Genomic DNA, 22,451 nt, shown 5'->3' on the forward strand with positions numbered 1-22,451 from the left:
CCTGTTTATTGTGACCAGCAGCGCCGTGCCTGACACTCGGACTCATTGTCCCCTTGGCCTGCTGGAGTTTTCCAATGAATGAGTCTGTGCGCTTCGAAGATAAAGTCGTGATCGTTACCGGCGCTGGCGGCGGCTTGGGCCGGGCACACGCGCTGCTGTTTGCCAAACAGGGCGCCAAAGTGCTGGTCAACGATCTCGGCGGTTCGGCGCAAGGGGAAGGCGCCAACGCGTCGGCGGCAGACCGCGTGGTTGCCGAAATTCGCGAGGCGGGCGGCACCGCCGAAGCCAACCATGACTCCGTTACCGACGGCGACAAAATCGTCCAGCACGCGCTCGACGTTTTTGGCCGTATCGATGTGGTGGTCAACAATGCCGGGATCCTGCGCGACAAGACCTTCCACAAAATGGACGACGCCGACTGGGACCTGGTTTACCGCGTCCACGTCGAAGGCGCCTACAAAGTCACCCGCGCCGCCTGGCCGCACATGCGCGAGCAAAACTATGGCCGCGTGATCTTCACTGCGTCGACCTCGGGCATCTACGGCAACTTCGGCCAGTCCAACTACGGCATGGCCAAACTCGGCCTGTACGGCCTGACGCGAACCCTCGCCATCGAAGGTCGCAAGAACAACATCCTCGTCAACGCCATCGCGCCTACCGGCGGCACGCGCATGACCGAAGGACTGATCCCGCCGCAAGTGTTCGAGCAACTCAAACCGGAATTGGTCAGCCCGCTGGTGGTGTATCTGGCCAGTGAAAACTGCAAGGAAACTTCCGGGTTGTTTGAAGTGGGTGGCGGCTGGATGGGCAAGGTGCGCTGGGAACGCAGCCTGGGTGCGGGTTTTGATCCGCGAGTGGGTTTCTCTCCGGAAGATGTGGCGGCGCAGTGGGAGCAGATTTGTGATTTCGAGGGCGCGGCGCATCCGAAGGACAATATTGAGGCGCTGAAGGAAATGATGGGGAATTTGCAGAAGTATTCGCTTTAATTCGTGGAGCCACCAAGCTCAGGCTTGGTGGCTGAATCGCTTGTTAAGAGTATTTATTTTCGGTCATAAATTTTGGGGTCTTCCAGTTAGGTCCCTTAACGGTTTTTCCATTTTTGTCGCTAATCAGTACGCCATTGCTGAAAAGCGAGTTGTAAGTGTTTACCAGTTCGCCGTTTAAAACTATCTCCTGACGGTGGCGACTATACATTCTGTCGACATCTTGGGCAGATCTGAAAAGTGCGAAAAACGAAACTACATCTTCTACCGATTCGTTTTTGATGATTTGTTCGACAGTGTTCATCATTCGAAACTCCTCATGTCTTTTTCGTACTCTCTTTGGTCTTGTGCATTCATTGCTGCAATAGCTTCTTCGTTATACAAAATTGACAGTTCGCTTCCTGGCTTGTAGTCCTCAAGAGTAGCCGTATGTGCATTGTTCCATATTTGAGACTCGTCGGAAGGGGATGCGCTGTCGCTATATCCGAATGCCCTGTAACGATCTAGTTCTCGTATCTCATGAGTGTAGTAGCGCAGATCCRTGTCAGTGACTTTCCAGCGAATCTCCAGGCTCTGCCTTTTTGTTTCTAGTTGCTTTTGTATCTGCTCGATTCGCTGCTCCATTTCATCTTGTAGACGAGCCTGTTCGGCTGCGAAATGCTCTGCGGCAGCTTGTGCATTTGCTTGCGCCTCGGCCAACGCTGTTATCAATGTTGCGATTCGTGCATTTTCTTGAGCCTGGGCCTGCTCCTTAAGTTGCGCGGCGCGCGCCTTATCGGCAGCCTTTCTAGCTTGCTCGATAGCTAACTGTTCGGTTTCCGCAACTGCTGCAAGCCGAGCCTGTTCGTGCAACCTGACTTGCTCTTGTTCCCGGCGTGCTGCATCAGCTATTGCTTTCAGGCGTTGCTGTTCGGCTACGATCCTGGTGCTTTCGGCAGCTACTCGTTGGGCTTCTGCCGCCGCCGCTTGCGTTTGGTCATTAGCTTGTACTGCAGCCAGCCAATTAAGTACCTGCACGTGTTGCTGGTTCAGTATCTGAATGGATTGCGCGAGTAGCCTGGCCTCGTGTGCCGCGGCGTACGAGGCAGCCCAAGTGTTCATTGCAATACCACTGGGCATGACCCGTTGTTCCATGGTCGTTGCTTTTTGATAGAACTCAACCAAGCTACGGCCTAGCGGATCACCGCCATAAAACTGATTGGCGAGATTTATTTTTTGATGGAAGTCAGTGGTCTTTCGATGCAGAAGAGTGTTCCGAGCACCTAGTTCACGAATGATCGCGTCTGCTGGAGAAAGAGGTTGATTTGAAAACTCTAGTCTTGTGGTGGCGAGTTCATGTTCGATGGTTTGTGGTAGTTGGCGAGTGCGGGTTTGATGTGCTTGTTCAAGCGACTTTTTGGTGGTTTCTATTTTATCTGAGTTCGCAATTACAATATGTTGGGGGTTGTGAGGGCCAAACGTGCCGCTGTGGGGAATGACTGATGAAGTAGCAGGGACGATGCGCATGTGTAAAGGGGTAATTGCAGTCGTGTGAACAGCTTCGGTCAACTCCCATGTTGGGGGTTTTTGCATATTCATATCCTTTTGAACGTGCTTGTTGAATGGGGGATTGATGGGGTGGTGAAAATATTCGGTTTGTACTGATTTCTGTTTGTCGGTTTACGGTCGACTTGTTTCAAGTTACAGCAAAACTTTGGTGCATGATTCTGATTGGGCTGTAAGTAAGTGTGTGTGAGATTGAGTGAAGTTTCGGCAGGCTAAAGCAAGCGAGTCGGAATACTTCTGTACAAGAAGAAATTTCCCATGTGGTTTTCGGATGTTTCTCGTAGAACAGGACGATCGGCTTTTCAACAGACATAAAAAAGGCCGCTGCAAACGCAGCGGCCAAATAAGACGTTGGATCAGGAGCTACAAAACAACGTCTGTGTACACAGGGCGATCAATCGATAAGCATCGATTCATCTGGATTCGTGCTTCAGCGGGTTGYCCCTGAAAGCCCGGCAAGAATAAGCCCCTGACCTAAAAGGAAAAATAGCGATTCGCGACATGCAGTGTTGCAGCCCCAGCAACAGTCCCGGATTTTCATGGCGGCTACGTGGTCGCATGCATCTGACTGATAACCCGCCATCCAGCCCATCCATACCCTGCGCAAACCCGCGTCCCTGCGGGCCATTCATCCTTTAGAGGTACATCCCGAATACCTCCTTGGTGCGCTTATCGCTCTCGGGTTGCGGCAGTAGGGTGGGGCCTTCTGTCACTCACCGGGGAAGACGCATGACAAAAACAACAATGCGCGCCATCTTCACGCCGCAAGCGCTGGCCGCTGCGGTGGCCTTGGGTTGCTGTGCCCAGGCGCAGGCTGTTTCATTCAACATTGGGGAGATCGAGGGGACGTTTGACTCCTCGCTGTCCATCGGCGCGAGTTGGGGCATGCGCGATGCCGACAAGTCTTTGGTCGGCACCGTGAACGGCGGGACCGGGCAGTCATCGACCGGTGATGACGGGCGGCTGAACTTCAGCAAGGGTGAAACCTTTTCCAAAATCTTCAAAGGGATTCACGACCTCGAACTGAAATACGGCGACACCGGTGTGTTCGTTCGAGGCAAGTACTGGTACGACTTTGAACTGGAAGATGAAGACCGCGACTTCAAGCCGATCAGCAACAAGGGTCGCAAGGAAGGCGCCAAGTCTTCCGGCGGGCAAATTCTCGACGCCTTCGTTTATCACAACTACAACATTGTCGACCGCCCAGGCAGCGTGCGCGCCGGCAAGCAAGTGGTCAGTTGGGGGGAAAGTACCTTCATCGGCAACTCGATCAACAGCATCAACCCGATCGACGTCTCTGCGTTTCGTCGTCCGGGCGCCGAGATCAAGGAAGGCCTGATCCCGGTAAACATGTTGTACGTTTCCCAAGGCCTGACGGATCAGCTCTCGGTCGAAGGTTTCTACCAACTGGAGTGGGACCAGACCGTTCTCGACAACTGCGGCACGTTCTTCGCGGTCGACGTGGCGGCCGATGGTTGCAACAACAATTACACCGTCGGCAATCCCGCGATTGCCCCGTTGGCACCGCTGGCCGCTGCGTTCGGCCAACCGATTCTGGTGACTCGCGAAGGTGTGGTCGTTCCCCGTGGCGGCGACCGCGATGCGCGGGATTCCGGGCAGTGGGGCACGGCATTGCGCTGGCTCGGTGATGACACCGAGTACGGCCTGTATTTCATGAACTACCACAGCCGCTCACCGACGGTGGGCACCGTCACCGCAGGCGCCTCGACGCTGGCCAGCCTGCCGGGCATGGTCGCCACCGCAAACCGGCTGGCACCTGGCAGCGGCTCGGGGCTGGCGCAAAGTGTGATGCTGGGACGCGGTCAGTATTACCTCGATTATCCGGAGGACATTCGTCTTTATGGCGCGAGTTTCTCCACCACATTGTCCACCGGTACCGCGTGGAGTGGCGAGATCAGCTATCGCCCGAACGCGCCCGTACAGGTCAACACCAACGACCTGACACTGGCGATGCTCAACCCGATTGCCGGTGGTCTGGCATCGCCGATCGTCTCGACGCCCGGTGCCGACAACAAAGGCTACCGTCGCAAGGAAGTCACGCAAATCCAGAGCTCGCTGACGCAGTTCTTCGATCAGGTACTGGGGGCTCAGCGGCTCACCGTGGTCGGCGAAGCGGCGGTGGTTCATGTCGGTGGCCTGGAGGGACGCAGCCACTTGCGTTACGGCCGTGATTCGGTCTACGGGCAATACGGTTTTGGTGGCGAAACTGACGGGTTTGTCACTTCGACCTCCTGGGGCTACCGCGCGCGGGCAATCCTTGATTACGCCGACGTGTTCGCCGGGATCAACCTCAAACCCAACCTGTCCTGGTCGCACGATGTCGCCGGCTACGGCCCCAACGGGCTGTTCAACGAAGGCGCCAAAGCGGTCAGCGTCGGTGTCGATGCCGACTACCGCAACACCTATACCGCGAGCCTGAGCTACACCGACTTTTTTGGTGGTGACTTCAACGTCCTCGAAGACCGCGACTTCGTGGCGCTGAGCTTCGGCGTGAACTTCTGATCTGGCTGAGAAAGGATGATTTCAATGCGCAAGATGATTCTGCAATGTGGCGCCCTGGCCCTGAGCTTGCTGGCTGTCAACGTGATGGCGGCGGTGTCGCCGGAAGAAGCCAACAAACTGGGCACCAGCCTCACGCCGCTGGGCGCCGAGAAGGCCGGCAACGCTGACGGCTCTATTCCGGCCTGGACCGGCGGCATCCCGAAAAACGCCGGTGCAGTGGACAGCAAAGGTTTTCTGGCTGACCCGTTCGGCAACGAAAAACCACTGTTTGTAATCACCCCCGCGACGGTCGACAAGTACAAGGACAAGTTGTCGGAAGGCCAGGTGGCGATGTTCAAACGCTACCCGGAAACCTACAAGATTCCGGTCTACCCGACCCACCGTACTGTGGCCGTGCCGCCAGAGATCTACGAGTCAGCCAAGCGCAGTGCACTGAGCGTGAGCACCATCAATGACGGTAACGGATTGGCGGGTTTCACCGGCAACCGTTACTACGCATTCCCGATTCCCAAGAATGGCGTCGAAGTGTTGTGGAACCACATCACCCGTTACCACGGCGGCAACCTCAAACGCATCATCACCCAGGTGACCCCGCAAACCAACGGCAGCTACACGCCGATCCGCTTCGAGGAAGAAATCGCCGTCCCGCAACTGATGAAGGACATGGACGCGGACAAAGCCGCCAACGTGCTGACTTTCTTCAAACAGTCGGTGACCGCACCGGCACGTCTGGCCGGTAACGTACTGTTGGTGCACGAAACCCTCGATCAGGTGAAAGAGCCGCGTCTGGCGTGGATCTACAACGCCGGCCAGCGCCGTGTGCGTCGTGCCCCGCAAGTGGCCTATGACGGCCCGGGCACCGCTGCTGACGGTCTGCGTACCTCCGACAACTACGACATGTTCTCCGGCGCACCGGATCGCTACGACTGGAAACTGGTCGGCAAGAAGGAGATGTACATCCCTTACAACAGCTACAAACTGGATTCGCCGAGCCTCAAGTACGACGACATCGTCAAGGCCGGCCACATTAACCAGGACCTGACCCGATATGAGCTGCACCGCGTCTGGGAAGTGATCGGCACGGTCAAGCCGAGCGAGCGCCACATCTACGCCAAGCGCCACATGTACATCGACGAAGACAGCTGGCAAGTGGCGCTGGTGGATCACTACGACGGTCGCGGGCAACTGTGGCGAGTGGCGGAGGGTCACGCTCAGTATTACTACGATCACCAGGCCCAGGCCTACACGCTGGAAGCGCTCTACGACATCATTGCCGGCCGGTACATTGCACTGGGCATGAAGAACGAAGAGAAACACAGTTTTGAGTTTGCCTTTGAAGCCAAGGTTAACGACTTCACGCCATCGGCGTTGCGTGCCGAAGGGGTTCGGTAACGGGGCTGATACCTTCGCAGGACAAAAGGCGACCGCTCGGTCGCCTTTTTTATGGGCGCCAATCAGCGTGCTGAATACTTCTCAACAAGCGGCTTGGACAGGTCTAGGGTTGGCGGACAATTATAAAAAGGCACGCCGCAATGACCGCCATGACTCCGTGTCTGGACCGTTCTGGATTTTTGCCCAGACTGTCCTCCCATCATCTGTCGCGTGAGCGTTTGACCGAGCCGCTGCTGGCCTCCACGGCGCGGGTGAAATTGCTCTGCGCACCAGCGGGCAGTGGCAAGACCGCACTGCTCGCCGAATGCCTGTTGCAGGCACCGCCGCAGTGTCGTGTGTGTTGGTTGCCGTTGTCTGGCGTGGCAATGAGCACCGCTGATTTTCGACAACGTCTGGCCGAGACGCTAGGGCTGGCCTCGTCAGGCGAAACTGAATTGCTGGGGCAACTGGCGCGATTGCAGACGCCGACCTGGCTGTTTCTCGACGACTATTGCCGCGTCCCGAACCCCGAACTGGACTTGTTGCTGGATCGCATGCTGGCGGTCAGCAGCCCGATGTTGACCTGGTGGATGGGCGCTCGTCGGCGCCCGCAATGCAACTGGCCGCGGTTGCTGCTCGATGACGAATTGTATGAATGTGAGCACTCGACGCTGGCCTTCAATCAAACCGAGATCGCCGCACTGTTGCGCCATCTGCCGCAGGCAGACGCCAACAACGCCGCCAGTAAAATCATCCAGCGCAGTGGCGGCTGGTGTGCGGGCGTACGGATTGCGCTGCTGCAAAAATGTGATTGGTCGCGCAACAACACACTTCAAGGGCAAACGGACACGTTGCTTGATTACCTGCAGCACGAGTTGTTCGCTGTGCTGACCCCGGAATTGGCGGAGGTCTGGCGGGTCCTGGCGCATTTGCCACGTTTCAATGCAAGCCTTTGCGATCACCTGTTTGGGGCCGGTGAAGGCTGCGCGTACCTGAAGGTGTTGCAGGAACTGGGCTGTTTTATCGAGCCTTGGCAGGACTCGGCAGACTGGCTGCAAATTTTCGCTCCGCTCACTCACACGATACGCAATGAGCAATGGCCAGCCGGTCGTTCCTGGCATCGACGTGCCTGCCAATGGTTCACGGCTGAACAGGACTGGAAAGCCGCCTTCGAGCAGGCCTTGCTGGCCGAAGAATTCGAAGTCGCGGTCAGCCTGCTGCAGCACTTCAGTTTCGAGCATCTATTCGAGGAGCAGACAGTGGTCCTGTTGCTGCGTTTGCATGAGCAGCACGGCGACGAACTGACGCTCGGCTCGCCGCAATTGGTCGGGTTGATCACCGCAGCCTTGCTGTTTGCCGGTCGATTCGAGCAAGCGGCCGAATGCATCGAACATCTGTCTCGATTCACCCCTCAACCGTCGGCGCTCCTTCAGCGGCAATTGATTGCGCGCTGGCAGGCCCAGCAAGGCTGGCTACTGCATTTGCAAGGGCGCATGGAGGGTTCACGCGCGCATTTTCTCGACGCGCTAAGCGTGCTCGGTGCTGAACTCTGGCCCGTACGTTTGATGTGCCTGTCGGGTTTGACGCAACAAGCCCTGCTCAGGGGCGAACTCGATTTGGCGCAGGCGATAAACCGCGATGCGTTGTGCCTGGCACGAGCACAAGGCTCGCTGGTGTTCGAAGGTCTGCTTGAACTCGATCACGCGCAATTACTGGAGCAACGTGGCGCTCCTCAACGTGCCGAAAGTTTGCTCGCGAATGTACATGGCCTACTCACTCAACAGCAGCAGATCGCCGGGCCCTTGCTTGGGCGAATTGCCTTGCGCCGTGGGCGCTTGAACTTGTCTCAGGGCCTGGATGCACAGGCCGCCGAATATTTCGAAGCCGGGATGCAGATCTGTCTGCGCAGTCACGACAAACGGGTGCTTTATGGGTTCCTCGGTTTGGCTCAGGTGGCGGCCAATCAGAGCGACTATGCCCAGGCGTTTGCCCATCTGCGCGACGCCGAACGCTTGATGCAACAGCGGCAGATTCCCGACACTGTTTACCGCGGTGTGCTGTTGCAAATCAGCAGTCAAATCTGGCTCCAGCAGGGCCGTCCCGAATTAGCGGTTGAGGCCTTGACGCGGGTCTTGCGTCATTATCGTGGGCCTCAGGCGCGACAGGCGCCCCCCGCCACCCTTGATCTCATACCACGCATTGAATACCTGCTGATTTTAGCGCAAACCTGTTTGCACCAAGCAAACCAGCCGCAAATTCAACTGTTTGGATTGATAGATCAGGCGCAACAGAGAGGCATGTTAAGCCTGGAGGCAGAACTGCAGTTGGCACTGGGGCAAGTCGCTTGGTTGATGGGGGATAGTTCCCTTGCTGAGCGTGCTTTACAGTGCGGTCAGCAATTGGTTAAGCGTCATGGTCTCCACCAAGCGTTGCGTGAATTGAAATTGCGACAACCGGATTTTGAACGTGAAGTAAGCGATTTGCCGTCTGTCGTGGACGCAGGCCCGCTCAGCCGACGCGAGTTGGAAGTGCTCGCGTTAATTGCTCAAGGGAATTCCAATCAGCAAATAGCTGAGCAGCTTTATATCTCCTTACATACGGTTAAGACTCATGCGCGCCGAATTCATGGGAAGTTGGGTGTTGCCCGGAGAACGCAAGCAGTGGCAAAGGCGAAGTTATTAAGGTTGTGTTAAATGTGGGGGGGTGGTTGTTTTAATATTATTGTTTGATGACTAAATTACTTGAAATGGATTTGGTGTTTTCAGCGCGGTGAAAAGTTATTAGGGTTGGGCCTCTGCAGGTGAAGTGACATGAAGTTGCTTCTGGTCTGTCTCTATCAAGGATAACTAAGATGAGTGCAAGTTATAACAGTTTGATGCTCGATGCTCCGCAAGGAACCGTGCAGGCTTCCACTGAGTTGGCGAAGGTTCGGCAGGTGGGGGAGCAACTTTTGGCGTTTCTGGGTGATGTTCCTTCATTTAAGGAAATGACCCGTGACCGGTTAGCGCTGAAAGTACATGAGTATAATGTGGCGCTGAATGCTGAAAATATTTTTATTACCAGAGGTGCTTACACAGCTGAGCAGAAAACTCGTCCATCAGGTACTTTGCTGGATGTTTTTTTCGAGTGTTTGGAAAAAAATATATCTCCTAACTATATTTTTGGGGTGGATGGTGTATACACACGACCGAACACTACAAATAATGCATACGCTGTTCAAGGCCTCAGTATTCAATCGGTCGAACGCATTCTGGTAAAAGCAATAAGTGATCTCAGATCGGAGCATCGCGCAAGCGTTGATCGATACTGGCTGACCAATGCCGGAGTGATTGATAATCCGGCTTCGACGAACAAAGATGTCTTGAAGCAATTACAGGCGCATGCGTTGATGGCCCAACTGTCGCTGAGTACTATTGGAGGAGTATTGGACTCTTCCCAAGGGCGACGGGTTTCGGAACTCCTGCTGTCGGGAAAGGGTACTGCTTTATACCGCATCGTATTGGAAGTACCAAACAAAATTCCGGCGACGTTTCCTTCCAGCTTTGTAGTCAATATGAACGGGCTGACACCTTCAGAACTTTCTCTGGATGACGACTGGCACACTTGTGTGGTGTACACGCCAGAAAGCGGTTTCGAATTTTTCGTCACGAGTAATGATATGCATGCGGCATTGTGTTCGCGATGGTCTGTCTCGAAAACCAGTGTGTCCTATAAGAATGTGCAAGAGGATATATTCGATTTTTGTATCGATAGTCGTCTAAAGCAACAGCGCGATGATTTTTCGAGGCTTTTAAACTTTGGTGATAGCCATAGCCCGAATTTGCTCGTTGAGTTGGAAGCGATTCAGCGACTGGACGCGGTGAAATCAAACTGGTCAGCTCAATTCGAGGTGTTGAAGGCGGCAGTCAATCGTGCCGGTTGGCCGGACTGGTTAAAAGCGTCGGACAAGAACGTTCAGCTGCGGTATGAGGAACTTGAAGAATCGGCGGATAATTACGACGCCGAGTTTCAAGTTAAGTCCGATGAGCATTTTTCCCTGACCTTGTATGCTCGCAGAAAGGTTAAAGATTGGGCCCGCAGTGCGTTCGGCGTTGAAATCAACCCCGATACGATAAAAGTTCATAGCCGGTATGAGCTCAAAATCGGTGGTCGGACGATCGTTCAGGAGGACGCAAGGACCCTGACAGAACAGATTATTTTCGGATTGCACGATGGTGGACACAGGGTCCAGATGCGTTTCGAGGGCGCTCAGTCAATTCCTGGCTTGACTCCCGAAAAGCTTGAATACTGGTTGCAGACTGTCGATGTACGACGCGATTTTGTGGAGGCGGCGCCCTTTTATCCGTCACAGGCCTATCACGATGCCTGTCTCAATCGATTGTCGAGTAAATTGGAACTCGCACTGTGGATAGCTCGATACACCGGAAAGATCAACGATAACGATGTCCGGTTGGTTGAGCGTGGATTGCAAGGTGAATTGGCGGTTGAGATTAATGGCGTGTACTTCGACGGAGCGTCCCATTGTTTGAATGATGTCATGCTGTTCTGGGGGGCGCAAAAATCGTTTGGTACACAACTGGTCTTCTTGAAAACCCCAAAAGGGGAATATGAGGTCCTTCGTTTTGCTGAGTTTAATGCCTTTAAGGAAAAACTTGGGGAATGGATGAATAGCGATTCTGGTTATGCGGCTTCGCTTATGAATGCCAATGATGTTCCAAGTGTGGGGGAAAGGCTGCGTCAGCACGTTATAAAACCGATTCTGAGTAACCTCAAGTCCATAGTTTTAAATAGAGAGACGCGAATACCACTGACCCGTTTTGTGGGGCTGAATTATGATTGGTCGTTAGCGAAAATCAATCAGGCAGCTCCGGCCTATTACCGAAATGTGCCGCGACTGTTGCGTCAGCAACATGCTCGTCTAAATACAGAGCTCAAAGCGCTTTACACTGTAGAGTCCCGCGAAACGGCGTTTCCTTCCTTTGAGGAATATTCCCGAGAGCTTATTAAAGAAAGGGTAGAGGCGGTACTTCGTTCTCGCGGGAGTTACGTCAATGTCGATCCCGATATGGTTTATGTGCAAATAAGCTCGGATGAGCAGATGAGTCTGACGGAACTGATTGTCGAGGGGCGTAGCTTTGAGCCTAATAATAGTCCTCAACCCGTTCCAGGGCAGTATCCTAAATTTTATTGGAGAGCTGTCCACCCACCCCTCGACAAGCTCGATATACGAGATATTGCCTCGTGGTCTAAAACACTTCGCTCGGGAGAAAAATATATTGACTTTCTGAAATCTGATTATCTGGCTGAGCGTCATTCATCCTACACCTTCAGACGAGAAGTAAACTTCAAACGTGTGCACTGTGAGATGCATCAGGCTTTACTGACTCAGTTCTTTGATGTTGGATTGGACGGTGATCAGTTTAGAAGTATTGAAAAACTTATTCTTGATCTGAAAGTTCCGCAAGGACAATTGTATGAGAATCCTGTGGTCAATGAGGAAAGTGTCTATAGATTTAATATTTTAAAAACTCGTGAGGTGGCGGGTGTTTATATATTCAGGATTAAGACCGCTAAAGGACTTGAAGATTTTCTTTATACTCCGGATGCACCGGATGGTGCGGCGTTTCGCCCCATCGGTCATTTTGCTTCCGCTGTCAGGCTTCGTTTTGGTCCGTTCAGGAGTTATTACATCAATCGAATAAAAGTCGCAGATAAAAAGGTGGTCAACGACTATTTTGATCTGCTTCAGAGTCGTGCTGACACAGTTGCGGCGCCTGTGCCTTCGTACATGTCCAGGGTCAGGGATCTGCGAGCTTCATATGAAATCAAAGTGAATCGGGTCATTGATGATGTCGATGAACAAACCACCAGTCTTAATGAGATTATTGCGGGCCTGATTTATGATAATGTGATGTTGGCTGCCACTGTTATTAGTTTAGTTATTCCTCCTGTTGGTGTGTTGGTGACGATTGTAGAACTGGGTAAAAATTTCTACGATGGCGTAAAGGCACATTACTATGGCGATTACGATGCCTCGTTTAAATACTTCAAGGACGCATTGATCGGACTGGTGAGCCTGGGGCAGGCAACTCGGGGTGCAAAAGAGGTCACCAATGCCCAGAAGAGTTTGATCCAGTTGTTTGGTGATGCAAAAACCGTTGTGAGCATGGTATCTAAGGCCACGGGGCAGAAACTCGGTCATGAAAGACTGCTCGAAATCGTTCAAGACGTGCTGGGTGAACAAGACGTCAATACCAGCAAAACCACAGTGCATTAATTTTTCTCTTTACTCTGTGCAGGCTGGATACTGAGGTCGACAGAGATCAGATAGAACGGGATGGCTCATACCCCATCCGCCAACTCACGGCCCGCGTCGCCGCCAGCAATCGCTGCGCCGCCGGGCCGTTTTCGTCTGCGTAAAACAACGACGCCGGGCCAACAATGGTCATGACGGCTGCAACATTCCCGACGGCATTGAATACCGGCGCTGACAACGCATCGACACCGGGCATCAGCAAGCCGTGCACATGATGCAGACCGCGCTCGCGGATCTGTTCGCACAATGCCGTGTAGGCCTGATCGTCCGCCAGCGTATGAACGTTGGCGGTTTGCAGTTCCTGCTCGCGCAAGTCGACGGTTTCACGCTTTGGCAGAAACGCGCCGAACACCAAACCGGTGGATGAACTGAGCAATGGCAACACCGAACCCAACTGCGTCACCACCGTCACCGCGCGCACCGCCGGTTCGATGTGAACCACGGTCGCACCCTGATTGCCCCACACCGCCAAAAAGCAGGTTTCGTTCAGTTCATCGCGCAGTTCGGCCAACGGCAGGGCAGCGACTTTCAGCACATCCATACTGTTGAGTGCGGCAAGACCGACGCGCAAGGCTTCACGCCCGAGGCCGTAGTGGTTGGTGGCGGTGTTCTGCTCGGCAAAGCCGCTGGCGATCAGCGCCTGCAGATAGCGATGGACCTTGCTCGCCGGCATCTGCACGTGTTCGGCCAGGCGCGACAGCGAGGTCGATGGCGACAACTGTGCCAAGGCCTTGAGGATGTCGGTGCCGACCTCGGCCGAGCGGACTTTCTGCTTGTCGTTGTTGCGCGGCGTTTCCATGGAGGCGGTCTGATCCCGGGACGAATGGGCGTCTTTATAGCTTGACGGTCAATACCAATCAAATTACGTTATGCGTAATCAAATTACGATAAAAATAACCCAGGCGTGCCGAACCTCTGCAACAGAGTGACAGGCCACTGCCTACTCCCTGTTCAGGAGGCTCCATGAACCCTGATTCAACCGCGCCAGCGCTGGCTTACCAGTCAGGCTTCGGCAACGAGTTCAGCAGTGAAGCGTTGCCCGGCGCACTGCCCGTCGGCCAGAATTCCCCGCAAAAAGCCCCCTATGGCCTCTACACCGAACTGTTCTCCGGCACCGCGTTTACCATGGCTCGCAGTGAAGCGCGGCGCACATGGATGTACCGCATTCAGCCATCGGCCAATCATCCGGCGTTCGTCAAACTGGATCGGCAACTGGCCGGCGGCCCATTGGGTGAAGTGACGCCCAACCGCCTGCGCTGGAACCCGTTGGACATCCCCACCGAGCCGACCGATTTCATCGATGGGCTGGTGAGCATGGCCGCCAACTCGGGCGCGGAAAAACCTGCCGGGATCAGCATCCTTAGCTACCGCGCCAACCGCTCCATGGAGCGCGTTTTCTTCAACGCTGACGGCGAACTGCTGCTGGTGCCAGAGCAGGGGCGCTTGCGAATTGCTACCGAGCTCGGCGTGCTGGATCTGGAACCACTGGAAATCGCCGTATTGCCACGCGGGCTGAAATTTCGCGTCGAACTGCTCGACCCGCAAGCGCGCGGTTACATCGCCGAGAACCACGGCGCGCCGTTGCGTCTGCCGGACCTGGGGCCGATCGGCAGCAATGGCCTGGCCAACCCGCGGGACTTCCTGACGCCGGTTGCGCATTACGAAAATCTCAAGCAACCGACCACGCTGGTGCAGAAGTTCCTTGGTCAATTGTGGGGCTGCGAGCTGGATCATTCGCCGCTGAACGTGGTCGCCTGGCATGGCAATAACGTGCCGTACAAATATGACCTGCGCCGTTTCAATACCATCGGCACGGTCAGTTTCGATCACCCGGACCCTTCGATTTTCACCGTCCTGACGTCGCCAACCAGTGTGCATGGCCTGGCCAACCTGGACTTCGTGATCTTCCCGCCACGCTGGATGGTCGCCGAGAAAACCTTCCGTCCACCGTGGTTCCACCGCAATCTGATGAACGAGTTCATGGGGCTGATCAAAGGCGAATACGATGCCAAGGCCGAAGGCTTTGTGCCCGGCGGTGCGTCCTTGCACAGCTGCATGAGCGCACACGGTCCCGACGGTGAAACCTGCACCAAGGCGATCAACGCGGAACTGGCGCCAGCGAAAATCGACAACACCATGGCCTTCATGTTCGAGACCAGCCAGGTATTACGCCCGAGCCGTTTCGCCCTGGATTGCCCGCAACTGCAAACAAACTACGATGCCTGCTGGGCCACGCTGCCTGCCACTTTCGACCCGACCCGGAGATAACCCATGACTCAGACTTCCATCACTCGTAGCTGGGTTGCCTCCGCCAACGGCCACACCGATTTCCCGCTGCAAAACCTGCCGTTGGGTGTGTTCAGCGTGAACGGTTCAGCCCCGCGCAGCGGTGTGGCGATCGGCGAGCATATTTTTGATCTGGAGGCGGCGCTGGAGGCCGGGCTGTTCGATGGTACTGCGAAAGCGGCCGTCGAAGCGACCCGTGGCGGTCAACTGAATGCGTTTTTCGAACTGGGCCGCGACGCTCGCGTTACCTTGCGCCAACGTCTGCTGGAACTGTTCACCGAAGGCAGCACCCTGCACGGAAAAATCGAAGCCCAAGGCGCAAAACTGCTGCCCTTGGCGGCGAATTGCGAGATGCACCTGCCAGCTAAAATCAACGATTACACCGACTTCTACGTCGGTATCGAGCACGCGCAAAACGTCGGCAAACTGTTCCGCCCCGATAACCCGCTGCTGCCGAACTACAAGTACGTCCCCATCGGTTATCACGGCCGCGCTTCGACCATTCGTCCGTCCGGTACCGACGTTCGCCGTCCGAAAGGCCAGACCTTGCCGGCCGGTCAGACCGAGCCGACATTTGGTCCGTGCGCGCGTCTGGACTACGAACTGGAACTGGGCATCTGGATTGGCCAAGGCAACGAGATGGGCGACTCGATCGCCATCGGTGATGCCGCTGATCACATCGCCGGTTTCTGCTTGCTCAACGATTGGTCGGCACGTGACATTCAAGCGTGGGAATACCAGCCGTTGGGGCCGTTCCTGTCGAAAAGCTTTATCACCAGCATTTCACCGTGGGTGGTGACGGCCGAAGCGCTGGAGCCGTTCCGTCGCCCGCAAGCTGCGCGCCCTGAAGGCGATCCGCAGCCGCTGCCGTACCTGTTCGACAAACGCGATCAAGCCGCTGGCGGTTTCGACATCGAACTCGAAGTGCTGCTGCTCACCGAAGGCCTGCGCGAGCAGAAGTTGCCGGCCCATCGCCTGACGCTCAGCAACACCCAACACATGTACTGGACCGTGGCGCAAATGGTCGCGCACCACAGCGTCAATGGTTGCCAGTTGCAGGCCGGTGACCTGTTCGGCTCGGGCACCTTGTCCGGTCCCGAAAGCGGTCAGTTCGGCAGCCTGCTGGAAATCACCGAGGGCGGTAAAAAGCCGATCGAACTGGCGTCGGGTGAGGTGCGTAAATTCCTGGAAGACGGCGACGAAATCATCCTGCGTGCCCGTTGCAGCCGTGAAGGTTTTGCCTCTATCGGTTTCGGCGAATGCCGCGGCAAAGTGCTGTCGGCTCGCTAAGAGGATCGGGTCATGGAACTCTATACCTACTACCGTTCGACCTCGTCTTTTCGGGTGCGAATCGCATTGGCGCTCAAGGACCTGGACTACCAGGCGCTGCCGATCAACCTGATTGCACCGCAAGGTGGCGAACATCGGCAGCCGCCTTATCTGGGCATCAACCCGCAGGGTCGGGTGCCGGCTCTGCGCACGGACGAAGGCGATCTGTTGATTCAGTCGCCAGCGATCATCGAGTACCTGGAAGAACGTTATCCACAGGTGCCGCTGCTGTCCAAAGACCTTGCCGCCCGCGCCCATGAACGCGGTGTGGCGGCGGTGATTGGTTGCGACGTGCATCCATTGCATAACGTCAGCGTGCTCAACAAGCTGCGCCAATTGGGTCATGACGAGCCGCAAGTGGTGGAGTGGATCGGGCACTGGATCAGCCAGGGGCTGGCGACGGTGGAACGGTTGATCGGTGATGAAGGGTATTGCTTTGGCGATGAACCGGGATTGGCGGATGTCTACCTGATTCCGCAGCTGTACGCGGCCGAGCGATTCAATATTTCCCTCGAAGCGTATCCACGAATTCGCCGAGTAGCGGCACTGGCAGCCACCCATCCAGCGTTCATCACGGCGCACCCGGCCAACCAGCCTGATACCCCATAAAGCCTCATGTTGACCCCTGTAGGAGCCGGCGATTAATCAATGGACGATCGAGTTGGGCGGCAAATGCCCCAGCCGTTCCGTCAGGCGAATCCGCTGGATCGGGTCGTCGCTGAGCAACAGCGCATGCTCCAGATCAAATCGCTCGGCATTCGGACAGTCCAGCCGTTGATAGAGGCTGGCCCTGGCCAGGTAGTCGGCGGCGTTGGCGTTGCCCAGTTCCAGTACGCGTTCGGCGTCGATCAGGGCACCGATGTAGTCATCGTGGGACAGGTGCAGCTGACGCAGGTTTCGCGACAGGCGCTGCATCATCTGCACCGGGTCAGCCGTCAGTAAATGGTCAGCGCTGAGTTTCATGTTCGGGCCGTACTGTCGATGCAGCAGTTCACGGCAGTCGTTGGGGTATAACCGGCGCCCGCCACAAGGGTCGAGCAGATGATCGGCACCGGGAACCCGCAACAGGAAGTGCCCGGGGAAGTTGACGCCCACCAGCGGGATTTCCAGTCGTTTGGCCAACTCCAATGCAATCAGCCCAAGGGACAACGGCTGGCCACGTCGCAGCTCCAGCACTCTGTTGAGCAAGGCGACTTGAGGGCGTAACGGAGTGAAGTCGTCCTGGGCGAACCCCAGGTCATTCATCCGCCGCAACAACGGCTGGGCCAGTTCGGCGACCGGCAACATCGGCAAACCCTGGCTGACCTGCTGTGTCAGGTCGTTGAGGTCGGCCAGTACTGCCTCGGGGGCCAGCCTGGCATCGTGCTCGACCGCCATCCACAGCCCTGCCTCGAACAGCGCGGGCGGTGAACGTTGCAGGCAATCGAAGAAGCATTGTCGGGGCGTCATCAAAATCTCCGGCGGATGCCTCGTTTTAGCCCCGTCTCCGGCATTCGTCCAGTGCTGCACACATGCGGTTTCAGGTTATGTCCGAAAGCCTGCAAAGTAGCGCCGCTTATTCCGGTGCGCTTCTGCAATTTTTGGGCGCAAGCCTATACTGGCGACTACAAGAAGTGATTCGGGAGCCCCACGATGTTCGCTCTCATGCAAAGCACTCGCCTTGAATCGCTGCATCTGAGCGTCGACCCGGTCACCGGGTTGAAGGCGGTGATTGCCATTCATAACAGCCGGCTGGGACCTGCCCTGGGCGGCTGTCGTTACCTTGCCTACCCCAGCGACGAATCGGCGGTCGAGGATGCCATACGCCTGGCACAAGGCATGAGTTACAAAGCTGCGCTGGCCGGTCTGGCCCAGGGCGGCGGCGTGGCGGTGATTGTTCGCCCGGCCCATGTGGAAAATCGCGGTGCATTGTTCGAAGCTTTCGGGCGCTGCATCGACCAGCTCGACGGCCGCTATATCACGGCTATCGACAGTGGCACTTCAGTCGCCGACATGGATTGCATCGCCCAGCAAACCCAACACGTCACCAGCACCACGTCAGCGGGCGACCCAGCACCGCATGCCGCCATGGGCGTGTTCACCGGCATTCGAGCGACCGCGATGGCCCGTCTGGGCAGCGATAATCTGGAGGGCCTGCGTGTGGCCATCCAAGGGTTGGGCAATGTCGGTTACGCGCTCGCTGAACAACTGCATGCGGCAGGCGCTGAACTGCTGGTCAGCGATATCGATCACGGCAAGGTGCAACTGGCGATGGAACAATTGGGCGCGCACCCGATTGCCAACGACGCACTGCTCAGCACGCCGTGTGACATCCTCGCGCCGTGTGGCCTGGGCGGCGTGCTCAACAGCCACTCCGTGACACAACTGCGCTGCTCGGCGGTGGCCGGCTCTGCCAACAATCAACTGACGCACCTGGAAGTCGCCGATCAACTGGAGCGACGCGGCATCCTGTATGCGCCGGACTACGTGATCAATTCGGGCGGGCTGATCTACGTTTCGCTCAAGCACCGTGGCGAAGAGCTGACGACCATCACCGCGCACCTGTCGAAAATCGCCTCGCGACTGACCGAAGTCTTCGCCCATGCCCAGGCGGAAAAACGCTCGCCTGCGCGGGTGGCGGACGAACTGGCGGAGAAAGTGTTGTACCGCTGAATTCTGCTATTGCCCAAGACATGAAAAAGGCCCTGAGTCATTCGACTCAGGGCCTATTCAATTCGGGTGTTTCTTACTTCGGTGCCTTGGCCGCTTTGGCTGGCTTGGTCGGCGCAGCGTCAGGCGCTTCAACAGCCACTTCGACAGCTTCGGCCGTTTCAATGACTTCAGCCGGCGCATTCAGCAGCTCGGACAAGGCATCCGGCTGGCTCTTGAACGCCTTGGCAAATACATCGCGATTCTTCGCCATGTAAATCCCGGCTTCTTCCACTTGCTGCTCGGTCAGGGACGGAACGGCTTTTTGCAACACTTCAGCCAGCAATTCAGCCAGTTCGAGCATTTTGTCATGACGGTCAGCTTCGGCTTTATCCATGAACAAGCGCTCCAGATCTCGGCTGCTGCGGTATACCACTTCGACGGCCATTCACCACCTCACATGCCTTCACAATAGTTGTCTGTTTCGACCACTGTATTTATATACAGCGAAAAGGATAAGCGAATCCCTGCGCTTTGGGTAGTGGCTTTTTAATGTAGACCGAAATTGGCGTTTGTCAGGTGAACCGTGTTGTCCCCAATCGCGAGCAAGCTCCCACAGTGGTTTTGTGAACACCACAGATCCCCTGTGGGAGCGAGCTTGCTCGCGATGGCGTCAGTGAATTCACCACAAAAGTGTCCAGCAACAACTCATCATCTTCTCACCGAGAGCGGCTGGCCTTTTTTCTGCATGCAGAACAACCGTCACGTCAATCGCGCATCATCCGCTCGAACCGAGCTAAGGAAGCATCATCGTGAAAATCAACTGGGCCGAAAACCTGCGGCAGAACGTGCACCAACTGGCCGAATCCCTGGGCAACCTGTTCGTCGAAACCTTCCATTACCTGGCGCTGTTCGCCATCGGTGCGGTGACCGCGTATGCCGCGGTGATGGAGTTTATGGGGATGATCGAAGCAGGGCACATCAAGATCGATGACATCTTGCTGCTGTTCATCTACCTGGAACTGGGTGCGATGGTCGGGATTTATTTCAAGACCAACCACATGCCGGTGCGTTTCCTGATCTACGTGGCGATCACCGCGCTGACGCGCTTGCTGATTTCCAACGTCTCGCACCATAACCCGCCGGACCTGGGGATCATCTACCTGTGCGGCGGGATTTTGCTGCTGGCGTTTTCGATCCTGGTGGTGCGTTACGCTTCGTCGCAGTTTCCTTCGGTGAAAATCGAACACCCGCAACGCAAGATCGGTGCGGGGTCCGGTGAGCATCCGGAAGTGGAGAAGGGCGAGCTTTAGAGCCGGACCGCGTGTCGGGGCTGGCCATTGATGTAGGGCGGCGGCAAAGTGTGATCGTCGCCGTCGGTCATGGCTTCGAGGATGGCCATGGCACTGTGGCCCTGTTCGATGGCAATGCCGAACTGGATGCTTTGCACGAGGCGTTTGAGGCGTTTGGGGTCATTGCGCTGGTCGGCGCTGATCATGCGTTTGGCGACCACGCGGCCCGCGTTGGAAAGGGTCAGCATGATGCTGCCGTCCAGACCCTGAATGCTCAGGTTGATCTGGTAATCCGGTGCAAAGGCATCGGTAATGACCTGAAAGGGGTTGTCCATGATGCGTCACYGCTTGATTGAACGTGCAGTTGTTGACCGGCCATGTCCGGGTTGGTTCGCACCACCAGACCATCGGCAGATCGCTCGCTGAGGTTTCAAAAGTCCATTTGCCTCATCGGTGACGTAGCAAGGGGCATGYCGCACAAAGTTGTCGAACAACTATCTCGGCAAAAAAGCGACGGACGTCCTGGCTCATCCAAGCTCACTAAACCACACCGTTCTCTGTAGCAGCTGGCGCAGCCTGCGTCCGGCTGCGCAGCAGTCGTAAAACCTGGGTATGCGGTCTTTCTGAAACACCGCGTCGTCTGATTTAACGACTGCTTCGCAGCCGGACGCAGGCTGCGCCAGCTGCTACGAAGTGCGATTGCGTGTGCCCGTTTCAGGGCAAGAATGAAGCGATGACCGCAGACAGTGCAATCAGCACTCTACCCAGCTCACCGCCAGGCCGCCCCGTGAAGTTTCTTTGTACTTGTCATGCATATCGGCGCCGGTATCGCGCATGGTGCGGATGACCCGGTCCAGGGAAATGAAGTGTTTACCGTCGCCGCGCAGGGCCATTTGTGTGGCGTTGATCGCTTTCACGGCGGCAATCGCATTGCGCTCGATGCACGGCACTTGTACCAGGCCGCCGACCGGGTCGCAGGTCAGGCCAAGGTTGTGTTCCAGGCCGATTTCGGCGGCGTTTTCCAGTTGCTCCGGGGTGGCGCCGAGCACGTCGGCCAGGCCGGCAGCGGCCATCGCGCAGGCGGAACCGACTTCGCCCTGGCAACCGACTTCAGCGCCGGAGATCGAGGCGTTTTTCTTGCACAGAATCCCGACCGCCGCCGCGCCCAGAAAGAACGCGACTACGTCATCGTCCGACGCATCCGGGTTGAACTTCATGTAGTAATGAAGCACTGCTGGAATAATCCCCGCCGCGCCGTTGGTCGGTGCCGTGACCATGCGCCCGCCTGCGGCGTTTTCTTCGTTTACGGCGAGGGCAAACAGGTTGACCCACTCCATGGCCGACAGGGTGGACGTGATGACATTCGGTTTGCCGATTTCCAACAGACTGCGGTGCAGTTTCGCGGCACGACGTGGCACATTCAGGCCACCTGGCAGGATGCCTTCGTGACGTAAACCTTGCTCGACGCACTCACGCATCACCGACCAGATGTGCAGCAGACCCTGGCGGATCTCGGCTTCGCTGCGCCAGGCCAATTCGTTGGCCATCATCAATTCGGACACACGCAAGCCGTGCTGGTTGCAGAGTCTGAGCAGTTCGGCGGCGCTGGAAAAATCATACGGCAGCACCACATCGCTGGCAGGGGCGATGCCGGACTCGGCTTGCGCCGCTTCGATGATAAAACCGCCGCCAACGGAGTAATACGTTTGCTCCGACAATTCGCCGGTTTCGCCGAAGGCTGTCAGGGACATGGCATTGGGGTGATAGGGCAGGCTCTCATCGAGCAACAAGAGATCGCGCTGCCAGTTGAAGGCGATGGTTCTTTTGCCGGCCAGCGCGAGTTCACCGGTTTCGAGCAACGTGTTGATTCGGCTGTCGATGCTGCCCGGATCAATGCTGTCCGGCCATTCACCCATCAAGCCCATAACGCAGGCCCGGTCGGTGGCGTGGCCGACGCCGGTGGCGGACAGCGAACCATACAGGCGGATTTCTACCCGGCGCACGGCGTCCAGCAAACCGTGGTCAATCAGTGTCTGGGCGAAGGTCGCGGCGGCGCGCATCGGGCCGACGGTGTGGGAGCTGGACGGACCGATGCCGACTTTGAAGAGATCGAAAACACTGATAGCCATGCTAAAGCCTATACAAGTAATGGAGGAGAAATCGCTGCCATTTTTGTAG

Annotated in this window: 16 protein-coding genes and 1 pseudogene; 10 read left to right on the top strand and 7 right to left on the bottom strand. The window is 56.3% G+C overall.

Annotated elements, in window-relative coordinates:
• Window positions 1-74 precede the first annotated feature (74 nt).
• The gene (locus AC1D2P_RS13575; RefSeq protein WP_046026776.1) at window positions 75-986 is read left to right on the top strand and encodes an SDR family oxidoreductase; all 912 of its coding nucleotides are present in this window, start codon (window positions 75-77) and stop codon (window positions 984-986) included.
• A gap of 43 nt (window positions 987-1,029) precedes the next feature.
• Here the strand turns inward: AC1D2P_RS13575 and AC1D2P_RS13580 are convergent, their stop codons facing one another.
• Window positions 1,030-1,287 (bottom strand): hypothetical protein, encoded by a 258-nt coding sequence (locus tag AC1D2P_RS13580; protein WP_046026861.1) that lies wholly within the window; start codon window positions 1,285-1,287, stop codon window positions 1,030-1,032.
• Entirely contained in the window at window positions 1,287-2,555 is a 1,269-nt protein-coding gene (locus AC1D2P_RS13585) for a hypothetical protein (RefSeq protein ID WP_477811465.1), read from the bottom strand. The genes AC1D2P_RS13580 and AC1D2P_RS13585 overlap by 1 nt, the downstream gene beginning before the upstream one ends.
• A 702-nt stretch (window positions 2,556-3,257) precedes the next feature.
• Between AC1D2P_RS13585 and AC1D2P_RS13590 the strand changes: the two genes are divergently transcribed.
• From AC1D2P_RS13590 to AC1D2P_RS13605, 4 genes are all read left to right on the top strand, one after another.
• Complete coding sequence (locus AC1D2P_RS13590) at window positions 3,258-5,051, top strand: DUF1302 domain-containing protein (RefSeq protein WP_477757733.1); 1,794 nt, start codon at window positions 3,258-3,260, stop codon at window positions 5,049-5,051.
• Window positions 5,052-5,075: 24 nt separating this feature from the next.
• Window positions 5,076-6,443, top strand: a complete 1,368-nt coding sequence (locus tag AC1D2P_RS13595; RefSeq protein WP_077430861.1) for a DUF1329 domain-containing protein — start codon at window positions 5,076-5,078, stop codon at window positions 6,441-6,443.
• A gap of 140 nt (window positions 6,444-6,583) precedes the next feature.
• Window positions 6,584-9,115 (top strand): LuxR C-terminal-related transcriptional regulator, encoded by a 2,532-nt coding sequence (locus AC1D2P_RS13600; RefSeq protein ID WP_477757734.1) that lies wholly within the window; start codon window positions 6,584-6,586, stop codon window positions 9,113-9,115.
• A 158-nt stretch (window positions 9,116-9,273) separates the two neighbouring features.
• Window positions 9,274-12,699 carry a hypothetical protein gene (locus AC1D2P_RS13605; RefSeq protein WP_477757735.1) on the top strand — a complete coding sequence of 1,142 codons (3,426 nt, stop codon included), beginning with the start codon at window positions 9,274-9,276 and terminating at the stop codon, window positions 12,697-12,699.
• A gap of 46 nt (window positions 12,700-12,745) precedes the next feature.
• Here AC1D2P_RS13605 and AC1D2P_RS13610 read toward each other — a convergent pair whose 3' ends face one another.
• Window positions 12,746-13,537, bottom strand: a complete 792-nt coding sequence (locus AC1D2P_RS13610; RefSeq protein WP_109786093.1) for an IclR family transcriptional regulator — start codon at window positions 13,535-13,537, stop codon at window positions 12,746-12,748.
• Window positions 13,538-13,701: 164 nt separating this feature from the next.
• Here AC1D2P_RS13610 and hmgA point away from each other — a divergent pair, with 164 nt between their 5' ends.
• The 3 genes from hmgA to maiA are packed head-to-tail and all read left to right on the top strand — an operon-like array spanning window position 13,702 to window position 16,962.
• Entirely contained in the window at window positions 13,702-15,006 is a 1,305-nt protein-coding gene (hmgA, locus tag AC1D2P_RS13615) for a homogentisate 1,2-dioxygenase (RefSeq protein ID WP_223523751.1), read from the top strand.
• A gap of 3 nt (window positions 15,007-15,009) precedes the next feature.
• Window positions 15,010-16,314 carry a fumarylacetoacetase gene (gene fahA / locus AC1D2P_RS13620; RefSeq protein WP_477757736.1) on the top strand — a complete coding sequence of 435 codons (1,305 nt, stop codon included), beginning with the start codon at window positions 15,010-15,012 and terminating at the stop codon, window positions 16,312-16,314.
• A 12-nt stretch (window positions 16,315-16,326) separates the two neighbouring features.
• The gene (gene maiA, locus AC1D2P_RS13625; protein WP_477757737.1) at window positions 16,327-16,962 is read left to right on the top strand and encodes a maleylacetoacetate isomerase; all 636 of its coding nucleotides are present in this window, start codon (window positions 16,327-16,329) and stop codon (window positions 16,960-16,962) included.
• A 36-nt stretch (window positions 16,963-16,998) separates the two neighbouring features.
• Here the strand turns inward: maiA and AC1D2P_RS13630 are convergent, their stop codons facing one another.
• Window positions 16,999-17,802 carry a SirB1 family protein gene (locus AC1D2P_RS13630; protein WP_109786089.1) on the bottom strand — a complete coding sequence of 268 codons (804 nt, stop codon included), beginning with the start codon at window positions 17,800-17,802 and terminating at the stop codon, window positions 16,999-17,001.
• A gap of 183 nt (window positions 17,803-17,985) precedes the next feature.
• On the opposite strand from AC1D2P_RS13630, the gene AC1D2P_RS13635 reads away from it, so the two are divergent.
• On the top strand, window positions 17,986-19,005 hold the full coding sequence (locus AC1D2P_RS13635; RefSeq protein WP_046026764.1) for a Glu/Leu/Phe/Val dehydrogenase family protein: 1,020 nt from the start codon (window positions 17,986-17,988) through the stop codon (window positions 19,003-19,005).
• 169 nt (window positions 19,006-19,174) lie between these two features.
• Here the strand turns inward: AC1D2P_RS13635 and AC1D2P_RS13640 are convergent.
• Window positions 19,175-19,429, bottom strand: a pseudogene (locus tag AC1D2P_RS13640) (YebG family protein); the annotation flags it as partial.
• Window positions 19,430-19,793: 364 nt separating this feature from the next.
• On the opposite strand from AC1D2P_RS13640, the gene AC1D2P_RS13645 reads away from it, so the two are divergent.
• A complete protein-coding gene (locus AC1D2P_RS13645; RefSeq protein WP_109786087.1) occupies window positions 19,794-20,294 on the top strand; it encodes a phosphate-starvation-inducible protein PsiE in 501 nt (166 codons plus the stop codon).
• Here the strand turns inward: AC1D2P_RS13645 and AC1D2P_RS13650 are convergent.
• Together AC1D2P_RS13650 and AC1D2P_RS13655 are read right to left on the bottom strand one after the other, a co-directional pair.
• Window positions 20,291-20,608, bottom strand: a complete 318-nt coding sequence (locus AC1D2P_RS13650) for a DUF3509 domain-containing protein (protein ID WP_046026761.1) — start codon at window positions 20,606-20,608, stop codon at window positions 20,291-20,293. The genes AC1D2P_RS13645 and AC1D2P_RS13650 overlap by 4 nt on opposite strands.
• 417 nt (window positions 20,609-21,025) lie before the next feature.
• Entirely contained in the window at window positions 21,026-22,402 is a 1,377-nt protein-coding gene (locus AC1D2P_RS13655; RefSeq protein WP_046026760.1) for an L-serine ammonia-lyase, read from the bottom strand.
• Window positions 22,403-22,451 lie beyond the last annotated feature (49 nt).

The sequence above is a fragment of the Pseudomonas sp. P1_F1_2 genome, assembly GCF_056405815.1.

Excerpts from the sequence above, each read along its gene's own strand:
- AC1D2P_RS13575 (WP_046026776.1), top strand. The coding sequence starts at position 75 with ATGAATGAGTCTGTGCGCTTCGAAGATAAAGTCGTGATCGTTACCGGC.
- AC1D2P_RS13580 (WP_046026861.1), bottom strand. The coding sequence starts at position 1,287 with ATGAACACTGTCGAACAAATCATCAAAAACGAATCGGTAGAAGATGTA.
- AC1D2P_RS13590 (WP_477757733.1), top strand. The coding sequence starts at position 3,258 with ATGACAAAAACAACAATGCGCGCCATCTTCACGCCGCAAGCGCTGGCC.
- AC1D2P_RS13595 (WP_077430861.1), top strand. The coding sequence starts at position 5,076 with ATGCGCAAGATGATTCTGCAATGTGGCGCCCTGGCCCTGAGCTTGCTG.
- AC1D2P_RS13600 (WP_477757734.1), top strand. The coding sequence starts at position 6,584 with ATGACCGCCATGACTCCGTGTCTGGACCGTTCTGGATTTTTGCCCAGA.
- AC1D2P_RS13605 (WP_477757735.1), top strand. The coding sequence starts at position 9,274 with ATGAGTGCAAGTTATAACAGTTTGATGCTCGATGCTCCGCAAGGAACC.
- AC1D2P_RS13610 (WP_109786093.1), bottom strand. The coding sequence starts at position 13,537 with ATGGAAACGCCGCGCAACAACGACAAGCAGAAAGTCCGCTCGGCCGAG.
- hmgA (WP_223523751.1), top strand. The coding sequence starts at position 13,702 with ATGAACCCTGATTCAACCGCGCCAGCGCTGGCTTACCAGTCAGGCTTC.
- fahA (WP_477757736.1), top strand. The coding sequence starts at position 15,010 with ATGACTCAGACTTCCATCACTCGTAGCTGGGTTGCCTCCGCCAACGGC.
- maiA (WP_477757737.1), top strand. The coding sequence starts at position 16,327 with ATGGAACTCTATACCTACTACCGTTCGACCTCGTCTTTTCGGGTGCGA.
- AC1D2P_RS13630 (WP_109786089.1), bottom strand. The coding sequence starts at position 17,802 with ATGACGCCCCGACAATGCTTCTTCGATTGCCTGCAACGTTCACCGCCC.
- AC1D2P_RS13635 (WP_046026764.1), top strand. The coding sequence starts at position 17,986 with ATGTTCGCTCTCATGCAAAGCACTCGCCTTGAATCGCTGCATCTGAGC.
- AC1D2P_RS13650 (WP_046026761.1), bottom strand. The coding sequence starts at position 20,608 with ATGGACAACCCCTTTCAGGTCATTACCGATGCCTTTGCACCGGATTAC.
- AC1D2P_RS13655 (WP_046026760.1), bottom strand. The coding sequence starts at position 22,402 with ATGGCTATCAGTGTTTTCGATCTCTTCAAAGTCGGCATCGGTCCGTCC.